The organism is Blautia sp. CAG:237, from assembly GCF_000436615.1.
Lineage (GTDB): Bacteria > Bacillota > Clostridia > Lachnospirales > Lachnospiraceae > Blautia_A > Blautia_A intestinihominis.
Window position 1 is genome coordinate 13,677 of the sequence record NZ_FR886656.1, and the last position, 20,386, is coordinate 34,062.

Sequence of the window (20,386 nt, forward strand, 5' to 3'; positions counted from 1 at the left end):
AGGGGACGTTAGATCATCATGGAGAAGGAATATGTCACATTAAACAGCGGCAGCAAAACTGCTGCCAGGAGCAGTAAGAATACCAAAAGCCGCCGAAAGACCGGACATTCAAAATCCAACATCAGAAGATCTGCACTCGAAACAAAAAGAACGGGAAGTTCAAGGACTGGCATGCGCAAGGTAAATGGCAGCAGTAAGTCAACCAGTCCCAGAACTTCCAGAAGCAAAAAGAAGAGCAGATCCAGAAAGATGGATATTCCCGTACAGTATATTGCGGGAGGCGCAGTGCTTGTAATTTTGCTCATAGCGATTATTTTTGCTGTGAGAAGCTGTGGTATCAGCCACAAAACACCGGAAAGAGTTGTCAAAGCCCTGATCGAATCCTACGAGAGCGGCAATGAAAATAAGATTAAGAAATGCTATGGAGTGACCAAGGCAGATGACAATCTTCAGGCAGAGATAGATGCAAATATCAAGTATTTTGCAGCGCATTCTCCGGAGAAGATCCAGATCAACAAGTGCGATAAGATATACCAGGATGGTAATTATGCATTTATATATATTACGTATGATCTGGTACTCAAGGACGGACAGAGCTATCCGTGCATCAGTACTTATATGACTCAGAAAAAAGATGACAATAAGTACTATATACTTGCACCATCAGATGTTACCAATGATATGAACAAACAGGCAGCAGAGAAATATGCGCTGTTCATGAAGACAGATGCATATCAGGAATACACCGTTGCCTACGATAAATTTATCAAGAAGAATCCAGGATACGAAGAAAAAATCGCTTCAAAATTAAGTTAAAAGGATCCTGGGGAGGTGTAGCATGAAAAGAATCATAATGATGGTATTACGAAATCTTTTCTTTGTGCCTTATGGATGGTTTATGCTGAACTGGTATGCGGGACATGTGGATGATTATCCGGAAGAAAAGCGTTATGCGCTGCTCAAGAAAATCGACTGCAAGGCGAATACAGGCGGAAACATTACGATCAAGTCCTACGGAGTAGAGAATATTCCGTCGGAGAATGGATTTATGTTTTATCCGAATCATCAGGGACTGTATGACGTTCTGGCGATCCTGGATGCCTGCCCGGTGCCGTTTTCTGTTGTAGCCAAGAAAGAAGTGGGTAATGTTCCATTTCTGAAGCAGGTATTTACCTGTATGAAGGCTTTTATCATGGACAGAGAGGATATCAGACAGTCCATGCAGGTAATCCTCAATGTCACGAAGGAAGTCAGGAGCGGTCGCAATTATCTTATCTTTGCGGAGGGGACCAGAAGCAAGAATGGAAACCATCCGCAGGAATTTAAGGGGGGAAGTTTCAAGGCAGCTATGAAAGCCAGATGCCCGATCGTTCCGGTAGCACTGATCGACACCTACAAGGCGTTTGACACAGGCTCAGCGGCTCCGCTGACCGTTCAGGTACATTTCCTGAAACCGATATGCTATGACGAATACAAGGACATGAAATCAACAGAGATCGCAGCAGAGGTCAGAAGAAGAGTCGAAGAAACCATTCAGGAATATGGTGGATGGGATTAACTGAATATTTGAGAAACAGACAGCCGGGAGCAGTTAAGCTTCTGGCTGTTTTTGTGTACAGATCATTCTTTTTCCCTGGCAAGTGCCTGTTTCATGAGAGTGCAGTCTTTGCTGTATTGACAGACCCCGTATTCGCAGCTTGAATCAAGAAGACGAAGCCCCTCTGGAAACTGCTCGAATTCACAGATTACAGTCTGTGTCATGTCAAAATTCCGACAGTATCCGTTAAAAAATTCCTCAATGATCTCACCCATAAAAATCCCTCTTTTCTTTTATATAGATTTACTTTTTCTTAAGATCCAGTCTATCATAGAATGCTTAAGTTTCCAACAGAAATTCGGGCTGCCCCTGCCTTGCGTGAACAGCTGTTTTTTGAACGTCAACTGTGTTTGACTTTAAGCGTGGACAGCCCGTATAGTTAAAGTAGAAAATATATGATGAAAACAAACAAGATTTGGAGGAATCGGGAATGAGCAAAAGTTATTGGATCTGGTATCCGGGAGATTTTGAATTATATCATGGAATGAAGCAGAATTTCAGCCGTGTGGAGAGAGGCTTTGGCTGGCCGGCTTTCTGGAAAAGCGAAGGATTCCGCAACCGCGTGGCTTTTCGCCGTACTTATCATTTGGAAAAAGAAACTTCCTTTACTGTATATTCCAATGCAATCGGGCATGTACTGGCAGGAGAAAAGAAATACCCATTTGGAAAAAAGATCACCTGTGGACCGGGAGAAGTTGCAATCGCTGTTCACGCAGGATGTATTGAGGCTTTTCCATGTATTTATGTAGAAGGTGATGTGATCTGTTCAGACAAAGGCTGGATAGCAGAAGATTATGATCAGGAACCGCAGCCGGCAGGAAGAAGCAGATATTTCACCAGACCGGAACAGAATCCGACAGTCTGGGAATACAGCGAGAAAATATATGAACCAGTCAACGTAACAGAATACAACGGCGGAACGCTCTATGAATTTGAGACAGAGCTGAATGCAGTTCTGGAAGCAGAGTTCAAAAACGGATATCAGCCGGTACTGATCTGTTGTGGCGAATCCAGAGAAGAGGCAATCGACCCTGTAAACTGCTACTATAGCTGGCAGCCGGACAAGGAGACTGGCAAATGTCCTTGCTGTGCAGTACATTTTGCATACATTCCGGATTGCAAACCAGGAGAGATCATACTGAAAGCAAATCATCAGTATGTCGACATTCCGGTGAAAGCTGCATTCCACTGCGGAGAGGAACGCCTGAACCAGATCTGGTCTGTGGCAGAGCATACATTCCGCCTCTGCAGCGGCATCTTTTTTATTGATGGTGCCAAACGTGACAAATGGATCTGGTCGGGAGATGCATACCAGAGCTTTTTTGTAAATCGTTATCTGATGGCAGATGCAGATATCGACCAGAGAACGATTCTGGCACTGCGCGGCAATGACCCGATGACGAGACATATCAATACGATCGTAGACTATTCTCTTCTGTGGCTTCTGGGGGTGGATTATCACAATGAAGGATACGGTGACAGGGATTTTCTGGAACTGGTTTATCCAAAGATGGTTTCCCTTATGGAATTCTGCAATGGAAGACGCGATGAACACGGTTTCCTGATCGGAAAGGAAAAAGACTGGATTTATATCGACTGGGCAGACATGGACAAAGATGGCCCGCTCTGTGCAGAACAGATGCTTTATGCGGCATGCTTCCGTGTGATGGCAGAGATCAGCGAAAAGCTTGGCAAGGACGGAAGTGCTTACAGACAGGAGTATGAGAAACTGGCTGCTGCCATTGAAGAGTTTTTTTGGGATGAGGAAAAAGGTGCGTACATCGATTCTTTTACTTCCGGGAAACGAAATGTGACAAGACATGCAAATATTTTTGCTGTATTATTTGCTATCGCAGATAAGGATAAGCAGGAAAAAATCCTCACAAACGTACTCGAAAACGATGAGATCCCGGCGATCACAACACCATATTTTAACTTCTTCGAACTGGATGTACTGTGCCAGATGGGAAAACTGACCGAAGTTTTGGACAAGATCCGTTCCTACTGGGGCGGCATGCTGGATCTTGGAGCAATTACCTTCTGGGAAGAGTACGATCCGTCTGTGCCGAAGGAAGAACAGTACGACATGTACGGTGATCATTTTGGCAAGAGCCTCTGTCATGCATGGGCAGCAAGCCCGATCTATTTCCTGGCAAAATATTTTGCCGGACTGGATCTCGTAAACAGAGAAGAGACGACTTATGTATTAAAACCACAGATGCAGTATTTTACAGAACTGGACTGCACACTCCCGGTGGGAAGCCATGGAACAGTCCGACTGCTCTGGGATGGAGAATATCTGGAAGTGACACCGGCTGCAGACGGTGGAGTTCTGGAACTCGGTGAACAAAAAATTTCTCTGGTCAGAGGAGAAACAAGAAGGGTAAAGATTTGATATGAAAAAAATAGATTTTAACAGAAATTGGACATGCAGATGCCTTACCAGAGATGAGGAACCGTATTCTGTGACACTTCCGCATGATGCGATGCGGAGTGAGCCGCGTACTGAGGAAAGTGTCAGTGAGGGAAACACCGGCTGGTATCTGGGCGGCGATTACGAATATACGAAACATGTTTTTGTGCCATCAGAGTACAGCGGCAAAAAAGTTCTCATTGAATTCGAGAGTGTTTATCACAATGCGGAAGTTTATATTAATGGAACAAAAGCAGCATACAGACCGTATGGTTATACAAATTTTTATGTAGATACAGAAGGGCTTCTGAAATATGAGGCACAGAATGAGATCCGTGTGATCGCACGAAATTCTGATCAGCCAAACAGCCGCTGGTACTCCGGAACCGGCATCTATCGTCCGGTATATCTTTGGACAGGCGATAAGAAGTACATTCCGGTCAATGGAATCAAGATCCATACAGTAAGCTATGCCCCGGCAGTGATCGAAGTAGAAATCAAGACTTCCTGCCCGGGAATGGTGAAAGTTGAAATCCTGAACAAAGAGCAAAATGTTCTTACAAAAGAAATAGAAAATACTGGACACCCGTCGGTTTTCCGTATGGAGATCCCGAACGCAAAACTCTGGGACTGTAAGCATCCAAATCTTTATACTCTGCGTGCAACATTTGGAGAAGATGTTGTAGAGGAAACATTTGGAATCCGACTTCTTGAATGGAGCCCGGAAAAAGGCCTTACGATCAATGGTAAGAGAGAAATCCTCCGTGGTGCCTGTGTGCATCACGATAATGGTGTGCTGGGTGCCTGCACGTATCCGGAGGCAGAGGAGCGTAGAATCCGCATCCTCAAAGAGAATGGCTATAATGCGATCCGTTCGTCTCATTATCCATGCTCTAAGGATATGCTGGATGCCTGCGACCGTCTGGGAATGCTGGTGATGGATGAATATGTCGATGTCTGGTATATCCATAAGACAAAATATGATTATGTGAATTACCTTGCGAAATGGTGGCAGCAGGACCTCAAGGATATGGTGGAGAAAGATTACAACCATCCGTCTGTTATCATGTATTCTACGGGAAATGAAGTTGCAGAGACTGCACAGAAAAAAGGAATCGAACTCACCGGCAGAATGACTTCTTACCTTCATAAACTGGATCCGCACAGACCAGTAACCTGCGGGATCAACATTTTCTTTAACTTCTTAAGTTCTATGGGAATGGGCGTTTACAGTGATGATAAGGCAGAAAAAAGCGCCCAGTCTGCAAAGCAAGAAGCAGAGAAAAAAGAGAAGAAGAAACCAGTAGGAAGTGAATTTTATAATACCCTTGCCTGTCTGGTCGGAGATTACTTTATGAAGATCGGTGCGACCCTCCCGCCATGTGACTGGAAAACAAAGGATGCATATGCGAACATGGATATCGCAGGATACAACTACGGACTTTTCCGCTACAAACATGACCTGAAGAAATACCCGAAACGTCTGATCCTCGGTACAGAGACTTTCTGCAAGGATGCATACAGTTTCTGGGAAATTGCCAAGAAGAATAAGCGGATCCTGGGAGATTTTGTCTGGTCAGGATGGGAATATATCGGAGAGACCGGAGACGGTGCAGCTGAATACGAAGAATACAAAGGCAAGATGCCGCATACAAGAATGACTGGAAATAACGGAAGAATCGACCTTCTTGGAAAGCCGCGTGCAGAGGCAGCTTACACAAGAGTTGCTTTTGAACGGGAAACAGGTCCGTTTATCGCCGTGAAACCTGTTTATCAGAAAGAAAACCTGAACCTGACAGGATGGGCTCTGACCAAAGCACTGGAGAGCTGGTCATGGCGAGGATGTGCCGGAGAAAAAGCTGAAGTAGAAGTTTTTGCAAGGGCAGCAGAGGTGGAGCTTCTGGTCAATGGAAAGAAAGCTGCACGTGGCAAAGTAAAAAAATGCAGGACTAAATTCCACATTCCATATGAGGATGGCGAGATCACAGCAGTTTCCTATGATAAGAACGGACGTGAGATCAGCCGCCAGACACTGGTGACAGCAAATAAAGAAACCATGCTTCATATCAAACCGGAACAGGAAACTGTGGAAGCGGGCAGATTGCTGTTTGTTCCATTGCAGTACGGAGACTTTAACGGAATCTGGAAACCGATGGAAAAACATCACCTGAAAGTTACAGTAGAGAATGCTACGCTTGAAGGTCTGGGAAGTGCCTGCTCCTATGTGGAAGGTAACTATGCACAGGATACCGTCGATACTTATTATGGTGAGGCGATGGCTGTAGTCCGTGCCGGAGAAAGCGGATCCGTGAAGATCACGGTCTCTGATGAAGAAAAAACATATACATGTGAGATTCCGGTAACAACACAGAAATAAATTATCATATAGGCAATATAGACAAAAACAAATATCACAATTTATGCAAGATTCCCTGAAAAATTTTACTTGTGAAAATTCAATAAAAAAACGCTCCCATTTACGGCTGAAAAAGTGCAGTCTGCGAAAAAAATGGGAGCGTTTTTGGGATTTATGTTAAATTTAGGTCATGGAAATTATGGAAGCATTTGAGCGATGAGGCTTACCCATATTTCAGGGAAAGAAAGGAGATAAAATCATGAGCAGAAAAAATATCTGGCGTGGTATGACTACTCTTACAGCGTCTCTTCTGACCGTTTCTGTTGCGGCAGGACCTGTAGTAGACAGTTATCGTACAGACATCGACAAATTTCTTGGAACCAAGAGCAGTGCTATGGTAACAGACAGTACAGACGAGGATCTGTATACATATAAGTCTGATTATTCCAGCACTACAGAACTTCTGGAGTCCATCGAGGATCTCGGAGAACGTATGAGTGAGGAAGGAACTGTTCTGTTAAAGAACGAGAATAATGCACTTCCGCTGTCAAAAGATGAGACACAGAAGCTGTCCCTTCTTGGATTTTCCAGCTACTATCCGGTACAGGGCGGTGACATGGGAAGTTCCCTGACTGAAAATGAAGGAACAGATGCAGATACTGTAGACTTTGTTGAAGCATTAGCTGCAAAAGGATTCAGCATCAATGAAGACCTTCAGAATCTGTACAAGAGTCTGGAATCAGAGTTCAAGACAGAGGTTAATATGTGGGGAAATATCGTAGAATACTACCACATTACAGCACCTGCAACAGACGGCGTATTTGCAAGCAAAGAGCCTTCACAGGAAACAATGGACAGTGTAGACAGCCAGTGGAAAGAATCTATGGATGATTACAATGTCATGCTGGTAACGATCGGACGTTCCTCTACAGAGAACGGAACTTACCTTCCGGGTGTGGACGGCGTAGATGCATCTCAGGATCTGAACCAGACCGATCCGCTTGGATTAAGTGATGATGAGCGTGACCTGATCAATGCTGCAGTTGAAGCAAAAGAAAGCAACGGCGGTAAAGTCATCGTTATGCTGAACAATGCAAACGCAATGGAGATTGATGAGATCAAAAATAATGACGGCGTAGACGCTATCCTGGAAGTAGGTCTTCCGGGAGGCTATGGTTTCTATGGTGTTGCAGATATTCTTTCTGGAGAGGCAAACCCGTCCGGTCATCTGACAGATACCTATGCTGTAACAAATGCCAACTCACCGGCAGCACAGAACTTCGGAAATTATGAGTGGATCAATGCAGATCCGACTGTAAATATCAATGCAGAAGAAGTTGAAGCAGAAGGTATTTATACAGGATATAAATATTACGAAACCAGATATGCAGACACTGTACTTGGACAGGGAAATGCAGATGCAACCGTAGGAAGTTCTACAGAAAAAGCATGGGATTATGATAATGAAGTATCTTATCCATTTGGATATGGTCTTTCCTATACAACCTTCGAACAGACTCTCAAGAGTGTAGATGTAGACCTTGAGAACAGAACGGTAACTGCTGAGGTAGAGGTTAAGAATACCGGTGATGTTGCAGGTAAAGATGTTGTACAGCTTTATACTTCTGTTCCTTATACAGACTATGACATAGAGAACAAAGTAGAAAAATCAGCAGTTCAGCTTCTGGATTATGAAAAAACAGATATGATCGAGCCAGGAGAAAGCCAGACTGTTACCATCACAGCAGATGCACAGGATATGGCAAGCTGGGACAGCACCTGTGATAACGAAGCAGGTACAACCGGTAACTGGATCCTGGACAACGGAACTTATTACTTCACTGTTGGAAACGGTGCACATGAGGCTGTAAACAATGTCCTTGCCGCACAGGATCAGAAAGTTGACGGAAATAAAGACAACGTACAGACATGGGAACTTGGCGATTTTGATTCTTCTTCCTTCGCTGTAACCTTAAATGGTACACCAGTAGAAAATCAGCTCCAGGATGCAGATCTGAACAACTGGATGGAAGACACAGTTACTTATCTCAGCAGAAATGACTGGGAAGGAACCTGGCCGGAAACATACAAAGACCTGACAGCTACAAACGAAATGATCAGTACTATGGCTGATGACTACAGTGATATCGAAGCAAACGGAGATCCGTCTTCTGTAACCTTTGGTGCAGACAATGGAATGACTCTGGCTAACCTCAAAGGAGTAGACGATATTACAGATGAAAGATGGAGCACTCTGATGGATCAGATCACTCTGGAAGAATGCCTGATTCGTACAGGACTTGGCGGAACCAGTACAAAAACGATCGAATCTATCACTTCTCCGGAAGCTATACAGAACGACGGACCGAACGGATTCAACTCCTATCCGCTGGGACAGTATGCAAACTCAGACGATTCCACAGGAGATCCATGCGTGATCGCAGAGGATGATCCGAACCGTGATTACAAAATGGGTGTTATGGCAGTTGAAACTGTAATTGGTCAGACATTCAGCAAACAGCTGGCAGAAGAATGGGGCAAAGTAATCGGTAACTATTCTCTGTGGGCAAACACAGCAATCTGGTGGGGCGTTGGAACAAACCTTCATCGTACACCTTACAATGCACGTAACCACGAGTACTTCTCTGAAGATGCAGTTCTGACAGCTGGTCAGGGTGCAGCAATCATCGAAGCCGGACATGAATATGGCGTACTGATCGCACCGAAACATCTGGCATTCAATGACACTGAAATCAACCGTACAGGTATTGCCGAGTTTATGACAGAGCAGGCTGCCCGTGAAAATGAACTGCGTGGTGTACAGTCCTGTATCGAAGATGCAAATGCGCTTGCTGTAATGACTACATACAACCGTGTCGGCTGTGTGACAAGTAATGCACATACCGGACTGCTTCTGAACATCGTTCGTAAAGAATGGGGATTCAAGGGTCTGATGTCTGAGGACTTCATTCAGGATCCGACTTATACAAAGATCCGCATGGCAGTACATAATGGTGTAACCATGACATGTAACACCGGTGATAACACAATGGCAGCAGTAGAAGCAGTATGGCCATACTGGAGTGTAGAGAATGCAAGCAAGAGTGAAGAACTTCTGACAGACCTGAAACAGGCAATGCTGTATCAGAACTATGCACTTGCAAATTCCAATGCAATGGATGGCATGGCAACTACTACACATATTGAAAAACTGAATACATGGTACGATAACCTGATCACAGGTCTTCGCGTTGGATTCGGTGTACTGACTGTACTCTGTGCAGCAATGTATCTGCTTGGACTGAAAAAGAAAGAGCAGTAAGGAGGAAAACGAAATTATGACTGAAAAGAAAAAAATGGGCGCAGGACTGGTCTTAAGTGTAATCACTGCTCTTGTGACTGTTGCAGGACTGGTTCTGTACATGATGAACTGCAAAACAAATTATTTTATAAACAGTGGCGTTAACAATGCGGTTGTAGCCTGCCTGGCTGCAGCTGCGATCCTTGAGATCGTTATGATCGCAGCTTCTATGAAAATGGGAGCAAAACCGGTTCTGGATATCCTTCCAGTAGCGTGTGGTGTACTGACAGCATATGCACTGATTCAGTTTATCAGCAGCAGGATCGCTGCGATCGGATCGATCATGACTTTTGAGAACAACGCTCAGAATATGGCGGATTTAAAGGGTGCAATCATTGGAATGATCGTGTGCGCGGCTGCTCTGATCTGTACAATTATTTCTTCCTTCTTCAAAGTAGTAAAGGATTGATTTTATGACCAAGACAAAGAAAGATTTCTGGAACGGTCCCCTGACCGGTTCCAGGATCAAATCAGATGATGTAAAACTTCCGGAGATGTTGATCGGATATTTTATCGGACCGTTCGGAGCACTTCTGGCTTCCGGTATCTTTACCAGTATCCTTCAGAACTATTTTACAGATGTCCTGAAACTGAACCTGACATTTCTGACAACCTTACAGCTGTTTTCGACCATCCTGATCGTGGCGGCAAACCTGATCGTAGGTCAGCTTATTGAACGCACGAGAACAATGGCAGGAAAGGCAAGACCGTGGATCCTTCTGTCCGCACTGACCTTGTCTATTGCCTCTGTTCTGATGTTTGTAGTTCCTTTTGAGGGAACTGCCAAGATGGTATGGATCGCGATCGCGTACAACCTGTTTTACGCAGTAGCTTATCCAATCTACAATACAGCAAACTCCACACTGATCCCTGTATCTACAAGAGACAGTAAGCAGCGAGGAGCCCTGGCTTCCTTTACCAATGTGGCAGGACTTGCCGTTATGGGTGCAGGTTCCATGGTATTTCCGATCCTGGTTTCTTTCGCCCTGAAAGAAAATCAGCATTTGTGGCTTGTAGCGATGACAGCGATTGCTATTTTCTCTGCACTGACGATCTTCTTACAGTTCAAGTTCACACGTGAGCGTGTAACAGAAGAACAGATGTCTGAGGGAGCAACAGAGGAAGCAAAGGTTAAAACTGCTTCTCTGAAAGAACAGCTTTCTGCAGTTGCCAGTGAAAAAATGTGGTGGATCGTTATGCTGTTCTACATGGGATTCCAGTGGAGCGGCGCGATGAAAAATGGCTCAATGACTTATTTCTGTAAGTGGGTAATGGACAATACTTTCTTCGGCACAGCAGATGCATGGGGCGCTTCACAGTCACTCCTGAGCATCATGGGTGCGGTTCCGATGGCTGTGGCAGCAGTGGCGATCGTACCTCTCTGCAACAAATTTGGAAAACGTATCGTATGTATGGTCGGCATGCTTCTGGGATCTGTCGGCGGTGTAATCGCTATTATGGGTAACGGACAGATCGTTCCTGTAGCAATTGGCGTCGCGCTTAAATGTCTCGGATCCGCTCCGGCATGCTACATGATCCTTGCAATGCTTGCGGATGTTATCGACCATATCGAATACAAATCCGGAATCCGTACAGATGGACTGACAATGTCTATCTACAGCTCCATCATGGTAGCTGCAACTCCTGTATGCAACTCTATTTTCAGTGCGATCTTAAATGCCAGTGGATATGACCAGGCAGCAGATATCGCACTTGGTACTGCGGCACAGACAGCTGCAGCACAGACAGCAATCTCTGTCGGATATATCTGGGTAGAGACAATTGCTTATGTGATCTGTGCAGTTCTGATCTTCTTCTTTACAATAGAGAAGGATCTGCCGGAAGAGCAGAAAGCAATTGCAGCGAGAAAAAACAAATAAATAAAGAGCCTAAAAGGGCTGTTACAATGAGGCGGTCTTCTGGTATATATAAGGTTAGTAAGTGTGAAACTGTGCCTTGAATATGCCGGAAGACCGCCAGTCAGTTTAAGTCAGAAATGGAAGGAGGAATTTGATTCATGCGCAAAAGAAAATTGAAAATGGCATCTGGGATATTCCTTCTTCTGCTGATAGCAGGACTGTCCGGATGCGGTCAGAAAAACACGGAGAAAGAAAATCTCTGTCATATCGTTCTGGAAGCCGGAGAAGGCTACCATGTAACAGATCCTGCCAGAACAATAAAATCTGGAAGTGATGTGAGCTTTACGATCACGCTGGATGATAACTGGCAGTTTCTTGGCACAGATTATCATGGCGAGACCGAAATAACAAAAGAGGATGATGGAAAAACAGTAAATCTTGTTTTGCATGAAGTAAATTATTCAGAGAGTATCTGCATTCAGGCCAAAAAAGGAAAATATGAGATTGTCTATGATGCCAATGGCGGACAAAACATTTCAGGAGATTCAGACAGAGTAAGTATCTGTTACCGCGGTACACATCAGCGGATCAATACTTCGACCGGAACGGATCTTTTTGCCAGAGATGGATACACACTGCTTGGATGGAATACCAGAGCCGATGGAACCGGACAGGCAGTGGGGCTCGGAAGCCGGACCGAATGGAAAGAAGGACTTGTGCTGTATGCACAATGGATTCCCTGGACAGGCGAGGCAGATTTTGTATACAAAAAAGTGTCAGGCTTTGCAGTCATAACCAGCTATATCGGAAAGGCACAGCAGATCTGCGTTCCGTCCAGCCTTGGAGGTTTTCCAGTGCGAACCATCCGGGAACAGGCTTTTGCAGACACAGAGTGCAAAACCGTGATCCTTTCACCTGGGATTCATGAAGTTGAAAAGTGGGCATTCAGGAACAGTCGACTGGAACAGCTGTATATCTACGATGATCTGGAGAAAATCAGCGATTATGCATTTCAGGACTGCGATATGCTTCGTACCCTGCATATCAATTCGATCGAGGCTCCAGCTTACAGTGGAAATTATTTCGATACCTTTCAGGATAAATACGATCGTCTGTTGAGTCTGAAGGACAAAAAGAAGATTGTCCTGTTTTCCGGTTCTTCGACGAGATTTGGATACGACAGTGCGATGCTCGATCAGGCTTTTCCTGATTATGAGGTGGTCAATATGGGAGTTTTTGCTTACTCACCGGCACTTCCGCAGCTTGAACTGATCCGGTCCTGCATGAAGGAGGGAGATATTCTTCTGGACTCTCCGGAATTTGATGCGGCAAACAGGCAGTTCTGCTATCAGAAGGAACTGGATTATGCGACATTTGCCATGATGGAATCCAATTATGATGCATTTGCCGATTTAGACCTCAGGGAATATGCACAGGTCTTTACAGCTTTTTCTGCATACCAGACAGCAAGACAGGATATGGAACGAAAAAATTACGATGTCTGTGCTTCAGATTATGATGAGGATGGAAATGAAGTGGAGGAACCAAGTTACAATGAGTATGGGGATTATGTCGTATATCGCCCGAATTCCACGAGTGAAAAACCGATTTACGGACTTCCGGTAAATTATACAGTAAACGCCTTTCCGAAAGAAACGTATATCGATTCTGCGAATGCAGAGTTTCAGAAATTTATGGATCAGGGAATAAAAGTTTATTTTACCTATTCACCCAGAAATAAATATGCACTTTCAAAAGACAGCACGCAGGAGGAAAGAGCCCGCCTGCATGAATATTTTAAGAGTCAGCTGCATGTTCCTGTTATTTCTGAACTTGAGGATTCTTTATATACAGGAATCTATCTGTATGGGACAGATAATCATTTATCTACAGAAGGGGCGCAGATCCGGACCGAAAAAGTGATCCATGATCTGAAAGAACAGCTTGCGAAGGAGGAGAAAAAATGAATTTTATATCGCTGACATTTGTTTTCCTTTTTCCAGTGGTGGTGCTCCTGTACTGGAAGATTCCGTGGAAACACAGAGAACTTTTTCTGCTGGCAGTGAGTTACTTTTTCTATATACGGGAAAGTTCCTGGGCGGGAGGGCTGCTTCTGCTTACAACGGCGGTTACTTATCTGGCGGGAATTGCTATCGAAAAAGGCAGACACAGAAGAACCTGGCTGATTTTTGCTGTGGCTGTGTGCCTGGGACTTCTGACCGGACTGAAATATTCGGTCCCGCCAGTGGGAATCTCATTTTATACTTTCCAGACAATGGCATACGTGATCGATGTATATCGGGGCGAGATTTCTGCGGAAAAAAATCCTGCAAGTTATGCTCTGTTTGTTTCATTCTTTCCACAGCTGGTGGCAGGCCCGATCGAGAGGGCGGGGAATCTCCTCGGACAGCTGAAGGAAAAACATACAAGGAGCCGGGTAGATCTGCTGAATGGTTTCTGGCTGATGCTCCGGGGATTTTACAAAAAAGTTGTCGTGGCAGATTATCTGGCTGTGTATGTTGACAGAGTGTATGCTGCACCGCAGGATGCCGGTGGGATTGGTGCGGTTCTGGGAACCGTGTTTTTTGCCGTTCAGATTTATTGTGATTTTTCCGGATATACAGATATTGCAAGAGGTGCGGCACGTATGATGGGGATACGGCTTATGGAAAATTTCAGGCATCCTTACCGTGCAGTAAGCATACAGGATTTCTGGAAAAGATGGCACATCAGCCTGACGCGTTGGTTTACGGATTATGTATATATTCCACTTGGAGGAAACCGCAGAGGATTTGCGAAGAGATGCCGGAATGTGCTGATCGTTTTCTTGTTGAGTGGATTCTGGCATGGCGCGTCCTGGAATTTTGTTGTGTGGGGACTGATTCATGGAATCTATATGGTTGTGGCTATGTGCTTCTCGCGGATAAGGAAAGATAAAAAGAGGATTCTGCATCCGGCGGCTGGATGGGTTATGACGATGCTTCTTGTGAATATTGCCTGGGTGTTTTTCCGGGCGCCTTCGCTTTTCGGTGCGTGGCAGATTTTGTTGCAGCCGTTTGTGAATCCGCTGGGCAGTGGAATCTCGGAGACGATGAGTTTTCTTGGCATTCAGGGCCTGGCGATTCTGCGGCTGCTTGCGACAGGAATTACCTGGGTGCTTCTGGAACGGATTCCCGAGGAAATTGATAAGTACTGCCAGACCAGGAAGGGACTTTGCCTGGCGGCAGCAGGTTTTGTTGTGATAGTGACTGTAATTGAATTTTCATGGCTTGGCATGATGGCATCCGGCGGTGAAAATGCATTTATTTATTTCAGGTTTTAAATATGGATAAAAAAACAGTAAGACGTGTTGTCATAATTGCGCTGGCAGTGCTTCTGGTGGAGCAGATTTTTTTCCTGATCTGTGGGTTTGGACTGCCTGCACAGTATGGGGATACGTTTATGGGAGAACTGAAAAGTAAACATGAGAGATTAAAGGAAACTCCGGGACAGAGAATCGTACTTGCTGGCGGCAGCGGCGTTGCTTTTGACTGTGACAGCGAGATGATCGACGAAATTTTTCCTTCGTATGAGGTTGTCAACTTTGGCATGTATGCAGGACTTGGGACGAAGGCGGTCATGGATCTTTCCGAAGCGTATATTCGTGAAGGGGATATTGTGATCCTTTCCCCGGAACAGAGTGAGCAGACGCTTTCAGATTATTTTAATGGAGAATATATGTGGCAGGCTGCTGACGGAGCTTTTGGGATGCTGCGCCATATAAAGAGTGAAAATTTTGAAGTGATGCTGGGAAATTTTCCGGGATTTGCTCTGGAAAAACTGAACTATGTATGGAAGGGAAAAAATCCTCCGACAGACAGCGTATATCAGAAAAAATCCTTTAATACCTATGGAGATATCAATCTGGATACGTGCAGAGAGAATATACTTCCGGGCGGTTATGATGTGAACCAGAAAGTAAGATTTACAGAAGATGTGGTGCAGCCGGAATTTCTGGAGTATATGAATGCCTGGGCAGAGCGTCTTGAGAAAAAAGGCGCAGCCGTCTGGTACAGATATTGCCCGGTAAACGAGCTGGCAGTGGAAGACGCAGATGATCTGAAATCATATGGTGTGTTCCTGCGTCAGAAACTGGATTTTCCGGTTATAGGAAATCCGAAAAACAGCCTGATGGAAGCGGAATGGTTTTTTGACACCAATTTTCATCTGAATCAGGCGGGAAAAGAAGTAAATACTGTGCAGCTGATCCGGGATATCAAAGCGATGCTTGGCGATGACAGGACTGTAAATGTGGAACTTCCGGAGAAACCTCACAGGACATGGGAAGATATATCTACAGAGACAAGGATATGGACTGCAAGAGACAGCGAGGCATATCAGGGCGAAGAAACGATCGTGATTCCGGAGAATGTGACGCAGATCGGGGATTATGCTTTTTCGGGCTGCACAGGTCTTAAGGCAATCGTACTTGAACAGAAAGATCCTTCGAAATGTATCGTGGGTCAGCACCTTCTGGATGGCACCAGTGCGGAGATTCTTGTTCCACAGATGTCCGCGGACAGTTATAAACGAAACTATTTCTGGTCAACATATGCGGGACAGATTCGGGAAAACACAGATCACGCAGAAAAATAAACCAACCACGTTCAAAAGAAATCCGATACGGAAAATTATGATACAATGCAGATACGATAAAAGTGAGACTATAAATTTTGAGTTACGAAATCAGAATTGTGAAATTGAAAATGTGAAATTGGAGGGAAAATATGAAAACAAAACAGGCTGTAAATCCATACATGCCAAGCTGGGAATATGTCCCGGATGCAGAACCACATGTTGTAGGAGACCGTGTGTACGTTTACGGTTCTCATGATATCTTCAACGGACTGAATTTCTGTCTGGGCGATTATGTCTGCTGGTCCGCACCGATAGATGACCTGGGTAACTGGCGTTACGAAGGATGTATTTATAAAAGAGAACAGGATCCGGCGGCACCGAGGATCCGTCTGACAAATGGCCTTGCTGCCCCAGATATGGTACAGGGATCGGATGGGAGATTTTATCTGTACTATTTTATGGGTGGTACAAAGATGATATCCGTAGCTGTATGTGATGAGCCGGCAGGAAAATACGAATTCTACGGATACGTAAAATACAGCGATGGCGTTGCAATCGGTAAGAAGAATGAGCCGTTCCAGTTTGACCCGGGCATCTTTATGGATGACGACGGGAAACTGTATCTGTACACAGGCTTTGCACTGGCAGGAAACCCGATCCTTCTGGATGGCTCCAAACCAACAGAGCATGGACCGATGTGTTTTGAACTCGATCCTTCTGATATGCTGACCGTATTGAACGGACCATCATACATTGGCATTGCAAGTGAAAAGGAGTCTGTCGGAACACCTTATGAGGGTCATTCTTTTCTTGAGGCAAGTTCCATGCGTAAATTCGATGGTACATATTACTTTATTTACAGTACAATGAACAGCCATGAACTCTGCTATGCGACAAGTGACAGTCCGGTAAAGGGATTCCAGTATGGCGGCATTCTGGTAAGTAACGGTGATGTGGGCCTTGAAGGTGTGCCGGATGTGAAGCATGCAAGATTTGATACTGGAAATACACATGGCAGTATCATTGAGCTGAATGGAAAATATTTTGTTTTCTATCACAGACACAGTAACCGCAAACAGTCCTCCCGTCAGGCGATGGCAGAAGAGATCTGTTTCGAAGACGGAAAATTTTATCAGGCAGAGATGACCTCCTGCGGTTTAAATGGCGGACCGCTGGAAGGGAAAGGAACTTACCCGTCCTATATTGTCTGCAACCTTTATGGAAAAAAGGGGACACGTTTCTTAAGCATGATCAAGCATCCGAAGAAAGACTGTCCATATCTGACTCAGGATGGAAAAGACAGAGAGTCCGGACCGGATCAGTACATTGCAAATATGTGCGACGGTGCCCTGGCAGGCTTTAAGTATTTTGACCTCAGGGCAACAAAAGAGATCAGTGTGGCTGTAAAAGGACGCGCAGAAGGAACTCTGTATGTTCGTACCAGTGAGAATGGAAAAGCTGTGGCATCAATTTCTGTCAGTCCGTGCAGAGAAGTCAAAGAATTTAAAGCTCCTCTTAAGGTTTCTGGAAGCAGAGAAGCACTGTTCTTTACCTTTGAAGGAAAAGGAAGTTTTGACTTTATTTCCTTTACTCTGAAATAAAAATATGGAATAAAAAATGCATTGTTTCCTGTGCTTTTTCTTGTTATACTACAAGTATCATTAGAGAAGACCGGGGGATGAAAATGCTTCGTATTGCAACAGTGGAAGATGATACGAACGATCTGGAAGCGTTACGAACTCACCTGAAACGATACGAGAAGGAAAACGGACTGAAATTTCTGATCACAGAGTTTCGGGACGGAGAAGATATCGTGACGGATTATTCTGCGGATTACGATCTTATTCTCATGGATATTGAGATGGCTTTTCTGAACGGAATGAAAGCCGCCGAAAAAATCCGCGAACTGGACAAGGATGTCGTCATTATATTTATAACAAATATGCCTCAGTATGCAATTCAGGGATATAAGGTAAATGCTCTGGACTACATGCTGAAGCCTATTTCGTATTTCTCTTTTTCGGAAAGTATGGGGAGAGTGCTTCACAGAGTAAAAGTACAGGAAAAAGAATTTATCACCATATCGCTGAAAGGCGGCAAAAAGAAACTGGATATTGCACAGATCTGTTATGTGGAGGTACAGGATCATCTTTTGATCTATCATACAACAGAGGGAAGTTTTGTGACCAAAGGCACGATCCGTGACGCGGAAGGCCAGCTGGACGCAAAGCACTTTTTCCGGTGCAACAGATGCTATCTGGTAAACCTGGAGTACGTGGACAATTATATGGGAAGTGATGTCAGCGTCAATGGAGATACCATACAGGTAAGCAGGAGCAGGCGCAAACCGTTTCTGGATGCATTAAATGAATATTTGAATGAGGTGGGCAAATGAACACAACAGAGGTGCTAAATACACCAGGGTATTACTATGCCATAGCTTATGCTTTATCCGTACTTGTGATCACGTGTACGAATGAAAGGAAAATCGGGAGATGGAAGCTGGCTGCAGTAAGCTGTGTTCAGTTTGCCCTCCTTTTATTTTTTATGACAGCAACAGATGGAGTACGGAGGGAACTGTTTCTTCCATCAATGGTCGTTATCGTAGGGCTTATTCTGGGAGGCATTTATATCTGCAATGATTTTTCGCCCAGAGAGGCAGGCTTTTATTGCGTAAAGGCTTTTATTAACGGAGAGTTTGCAGCTTCTCTGTGCTGGCAGATCTACTATTATATGACGAATGCAAGAGGAATGCATGGAGAATTCTGGAGATGGGCGGAACTGATAGTTGTCTATGCAGTGATCTTTACGATACTGGCATTGATAGAACTCAGTCTCAAAAAAGATCTCGAAGAGATCCATATTACAAGAAGAGAGTTACTGGTGGTCATCATCATTGCGACATCTGTATTTGCGATGAGTAATCTGAGTTATCTTGACCAGGATGGACTGTTCAGTGGAAGTTTTGTCATGGATATCTTTATTATCCGTACACTTGTGGATTTAAGTGGAATTGCTGTGCTGTATGCATATCATGTCCAGGTTAAGGAGATACAGATCCGTTTTGAGAAAGATACCCTTCGGAATATCATGGAGATGCAGTACAAAAATTACCAGTTATCAAAAGAAAATATCGATATGGTAAATCAGAAGTATCATGATCTGAAACACCAGATCAACCTCCTCAAGACGCAGTCCTATGCTCAGGCAGGAAAGTCCACGAGCTATCTGGAGAAGATGGAACATGAGATCAGAGTATACGAGACACAGAACAAGACCGGAAATCCGATCCTGGATGCTGTGCTGACGAATAAGGCGCTGCTTTGTCAGAATAAAGAAATTGAACTGAAATTTATCGTAGACGGGGGCGCGCTGTCTTTTATGGAAGATATGGATGTGAGTGCATTATTTGGTAATATGCTGGATAATGCCATTGAGAGCGCACAAAAGCAGCAGGAAAAACAAAAACGGTTGATCTGGCTCTATGTAACAAGAGAGAAGCAGTTTGTCCGCATCCGTACAGAGAATTACTGTGACGAAAAGATCCAGTTCAAAAACGGCATGCCGGTAACGACAAAGAAAGACAGGCGGCTTCATGGATATGGTATGAAGAGTATAAAGAGCACCGTAGAAAAATACAATGGATCCGTTGTGGCAGCACAGGAAAACAACTGGTTTGAGCTCAAAATCCTGCTCCCTGCAGCCATGTAAAAACCATATGAAAAAAAGTTAAAATAAATACAAAAAAAGTGTTGACAATGTAAAATGAGTTATGTATAATTAACCATGCGTTTCGGAAAGAAATGCACTTCAAATTGCATAAAGTATTATGAATTCGGAGTCAGGAGAAGTACTCAAGAGGCCGAAGAGGTGCCCCTGCTAAGGGTATAGGTCGGGTAACCGGCGCGAGGGTTCAAATCCCTCCTTCTCCGTTTTGAAGTTAACAACTTCTGAAAAGAAATTAAAAAACTTCAAAAAAGTGCTTGACATTCAGAAATGAATGTGGTAAAGTAAACGAGTTGCTGATGAGCGACGAGATTACAAAAGAGTTCGAAAAAAGTTTTGAAAAAACTTAAAAAAGTTCTTGACAAACAAAAACGAACGTGATAAACTAAATGAGCTGTCGCAAGAGAGCGAAAAGCACAAAAGAACCTTGATAACTAAACAGTGAAACACATACGAT

14 protein-coding genes and 1 tRNA gene are annotated in these 20,386 nt (G+C 44.3%); 14 read left to right on the forward strand and 1 reads right to left on the reverse strand.

Translation table 11 applies throughout. The annotated features are described in order from the left end of the window. Window positions 1–18 precede the first annotated feature (18 nt). Window positions 19–816 carry a hypothetical protein gene (locus QZL69_RS00595; RefSeq protein ID WP_227222113.1) on the forward strand — a complete coding sequence of 266 codons (798 nt, stop codon included), beginning with the start codon at window positions 19–21 and terminating at the stop codon, window positions 814–816. A gap of 22 nt (window positions 817–838) precedes the next feature. Then, window positions 839–1,558, forward strand: coding sequence for a lysophospholipid acyltransferase family protein (locus QZL69_RS00600; RefSeq protein WP_022213296.1), 720 nt, complete (start codon window positions 839–841; stop codon window positions 1,556–1,558). A 62-nt stretch (window positions 1,559–1,620) separates the two neighbouring features. Here the strand turns inward: QZL69_RS00600 and QZL69_RS00605 are convergent, their stop codons facing one another. Next, window positions 1,621–1,812 carry a hypothetical protein gene (locus tag QZL69_RS00605; RefSeq protein WP_022213297.1) on the reverse strand — a complete coding sequence of 64 codons (192 nt, stop codon included), beginning with the start codon at window positions 1,810–1,812 and terminating at the stop codon, window positions 1,621–1,623. 215 nt (window positions 1,813–2,027) lie between these two features. On the opposite strand from QZL69_RS00605, the gene QZL69_RS00610 reads away from it, so the two are divergent. The 12 genes from QZL69_RS00610 (at window position 2,028) to QZL69_RS00665 (ending at window position 20,135) form a co-directional block, all read left to right on the forward strand. After that, window positions 2,028–3,992, forward strand: a complete 1,965-nt coding sequence (locus QZL69_RS00610; RefSeq protein WP_022213298.1) for an alpha-L-rhamnosidase-related protein — start codon at window positions 2,028–2,030, stop codon at window positions 3,990–3,992. A gap of 1 nt (window position 3,993) precedes the next feature. Then, window positions 3,994–6,387: a glycoside hydrolase family 2 TIM barrel-domain containing protein gene (locus QZL69_RS00615; protein WP_022213299.1), complete on the forward strand. Its 2,394-nt coding sequence runs from the start codon at window positions 3,994–3,996 to the stop codon at window positions 6,385–6,387. Window positions 6,388–6,625: 238 nt separating this feature from the next. After that, on the forward strand, window positions 6,626–9,688 hold the full coding sequence (locus QZL69_RS00620) for a glycoside hydrolase family 3 C-terminal domain-containing protein (protein ID WP_022213300.1): 3,063 nt from the start codon (window positions 6,626–6,628) through the stop codon (window positions 9,686–9,688). A 16-nt stretch (window positions 9,689–9,704) separates the two neighbouring features. After that, window positions 9,705–10,136 carry a hypothetical protein gene (locus QZL69_RS00625; RefSeq protein ID WP_022213301.1) on the forward strand — a complete coding sequence of 144 codons (432 nt, stop codon included), beginning with the start codon at window positions 9,705–9,707 and terminating at the stop codon, window positions 10,134–10,136. A gap of 4 nt (window positions 10,137–10,140) precedes the next feature. Further along, entirely contained in the window at window positions 10,141–11,607 is a 1,467-nt protein-coding gene (locus tag QZL69_RS00630; RefSeq protein ID WP_022213302.1) for an MFS transporter, read from the forward strand. Window positions 11,608–11,744: 137 nt separating this feature from the next. Beyond that, window positions 11,745–13,553 carry a leucine-rich repeat protein gene (locus QZL69_RS00635; protein WP_022213303.1) on the forward strand — a complete coding sequence of 603 codons (1,809 nt, stop codon included), beginning with the start codon at window positions 11,745–11,747 and terminating at the stop codon, window positions 13,551–13,553. Then, window positions 13,550–14,908, forward strand: a complete 1,359-nt coding sequence (locus tag QZL69_RS00640) for an MBOAT family O-acyltransferase (RefSeq protein ID WP_022213304.1) — start codon at window positions 13,550–13,552, stop codon at window positions 14,906–14,908. The genes QZL69_RS00635 and QZL69_RS00640 overlap by 4 nt, the downstream gene beginning before the upstream one ends. A 2-nt stretch (window positions 14,909–14,910) precedes the next feature. Then, window positions 14,911–16,221 (forward strand): hypothetical protein, encoded by a 1,311-nt coding sequence (locus tag QZL69_RS00645; protein ID WP_022213305.1) that lies wholly within the window; start codon window positions 14,911–14,913, stop codon window positions 16,219–16,221. Between the two features lie 131 nt (window positions 16,222–16,352). Beyond that, window positions 16,353–17,804, forward strand: a complete 1,452-nt coding sequence (locus tag QZL69_RS00650; protein WP_022213306.1) for a family 43 glycosylhydrolase — start codon at window positions 16,353–16,355, stop codon at window positions 17,802–17,804. Window positions 17,805–17,887: 83 nt separating this feature from the next. Beyond that, a complete protein-coding gene (locus QZL69_RS00655; protein WP_022213307.1) occupies window positions 17,888–18,598 on the forward strand; it encodes a LytR/AlgR family response regulator transcription factor in 711 nt (236 codons plus the stop codon). Then, entirely contained in the window at window positions 18,595–19,914 is a 1,320-nt protein-coding gene (locus QZL69_RS00660) for an ATP-binding protein (protein ID WP_022213308.1), read from the forward strand. The genes QZL69_RS00655 and QZL69_RS00660 overlap by 4 nt, the downstream gene beginning before the upstream one ends. A 133-nt stretch (window positions 19,915–20,047) precedes the next feature. After that, window positions 20,048–20,135 (forward strand) — tRNA-Ser (locus QZL69_RS00665). Window positions 20,136–20,386 lie beyond the last annotated feature (251 nt).

What these genes read in the sequence shown, in the direction of transcription:
- QZL69_RS00595 (WP_227222113.1), top strand. Translation starts at nt 19, where the DNA reads ATGGAGAAGGAATATGTCACATTAAACAGCGGCAGCAAAACTGCTGCC.
- QZL69_RS00600 (WP_022213296.1), top strand. Translation starts at nt 839, where the DNA reads ATGAAAAGAATCATAATGATGGTATTACGAAATCTTTTCTTTGTGCCT.
- QZL69_RS00605 (WP_022213297.1), bottom strand. Translation starts at nt 1,812, where the DNA reads ATGGGTGAGATCATTGAGGAATTTTTTAACGGATACTGTCGGAATTTT.
- QZL69_RS00610 (WP_022213298.1), top strand. Translation starts at nt 2,028, where the DNA reads ATGAGCAAAAGTTATTGGATCTGGTATCCGGGAGATTTTGAATTATAT.
- QZL69_RS00615 (WP_022213299.1), top strand. Translation starts at nt 3,994, where the DNA reads ATGAAAAAAATAGATTTTAACAGAAATTGGACATGCAGATGCCTTACC.
- QZL69_RS00620 (WP_022213300.1), top strand. Translation starts at nt 6,626, where the DNA reads ATGAGCAGAAAAAATATCTGGCGTGGTATGACTACTCTTACAGCGTCT.
- QZL69_RS00625 (WP_022213301.1), top strand. Translation starts at nt 9,705, where the DNA reads ATGACTGAAAAGAAAAAAATGGGCGCAGGACTGGTCTTAAGTGTAATC.
- QZL69_RS00630 (WP_022213302.1), top strand. Translation starts at nt 10,141, where the DNA reads ATGACCAAGACAAAGAAAGATTTCTGGAACGGTCCCCTGACCGGTTCC.
- QZL69_RS00635 (WP_022213303.1), top strand. Translation starts at nt 11,745, where the DNA reads ATGCGCAAAAGAAAATTGAAAATGGCATCTGGGATATTCCTTCTTCTG.
- QZL69_RS00640 (WP_022213304.1), top strand. Translation starts at nt 13,550, where the DNA reads ATGAATTTTATATCGCTGACATTTGTTTTCCTTTTTCCAGTGGTGGTG.
- QZL69_RS00645 (WP_022213305.1), top strand. Translation starts at nt 14,911, where the DNA reads ATGGATAAAAAAACAGTAAGACGTGTTGTCATAATTGCGCTGGCAGTG.
- QZL69_RS00650 (WP_022213306.1), top strand. Translation starts at nt 16,353, where the DNA reads ATGAAAACAAAACAGGCTGTAAATCCATACATGCCAAGCTGGGAATAT.
- QZL69_RS00655 (WP_022213307.1), top strand. Translation starts at nt 17,888, where the DNA reads ATGCTTCGTATTGCAACAGTGGAAGATGATACGAACGATCTGGAAGCG.
- QZL69_RS00660 (WP_022213308.1), top strand. Translation starts at nt 18,595, where the DNA reads ATGAACACAACAGAGGTGCTAAATACACCAGGGTATTACTATGCCATA.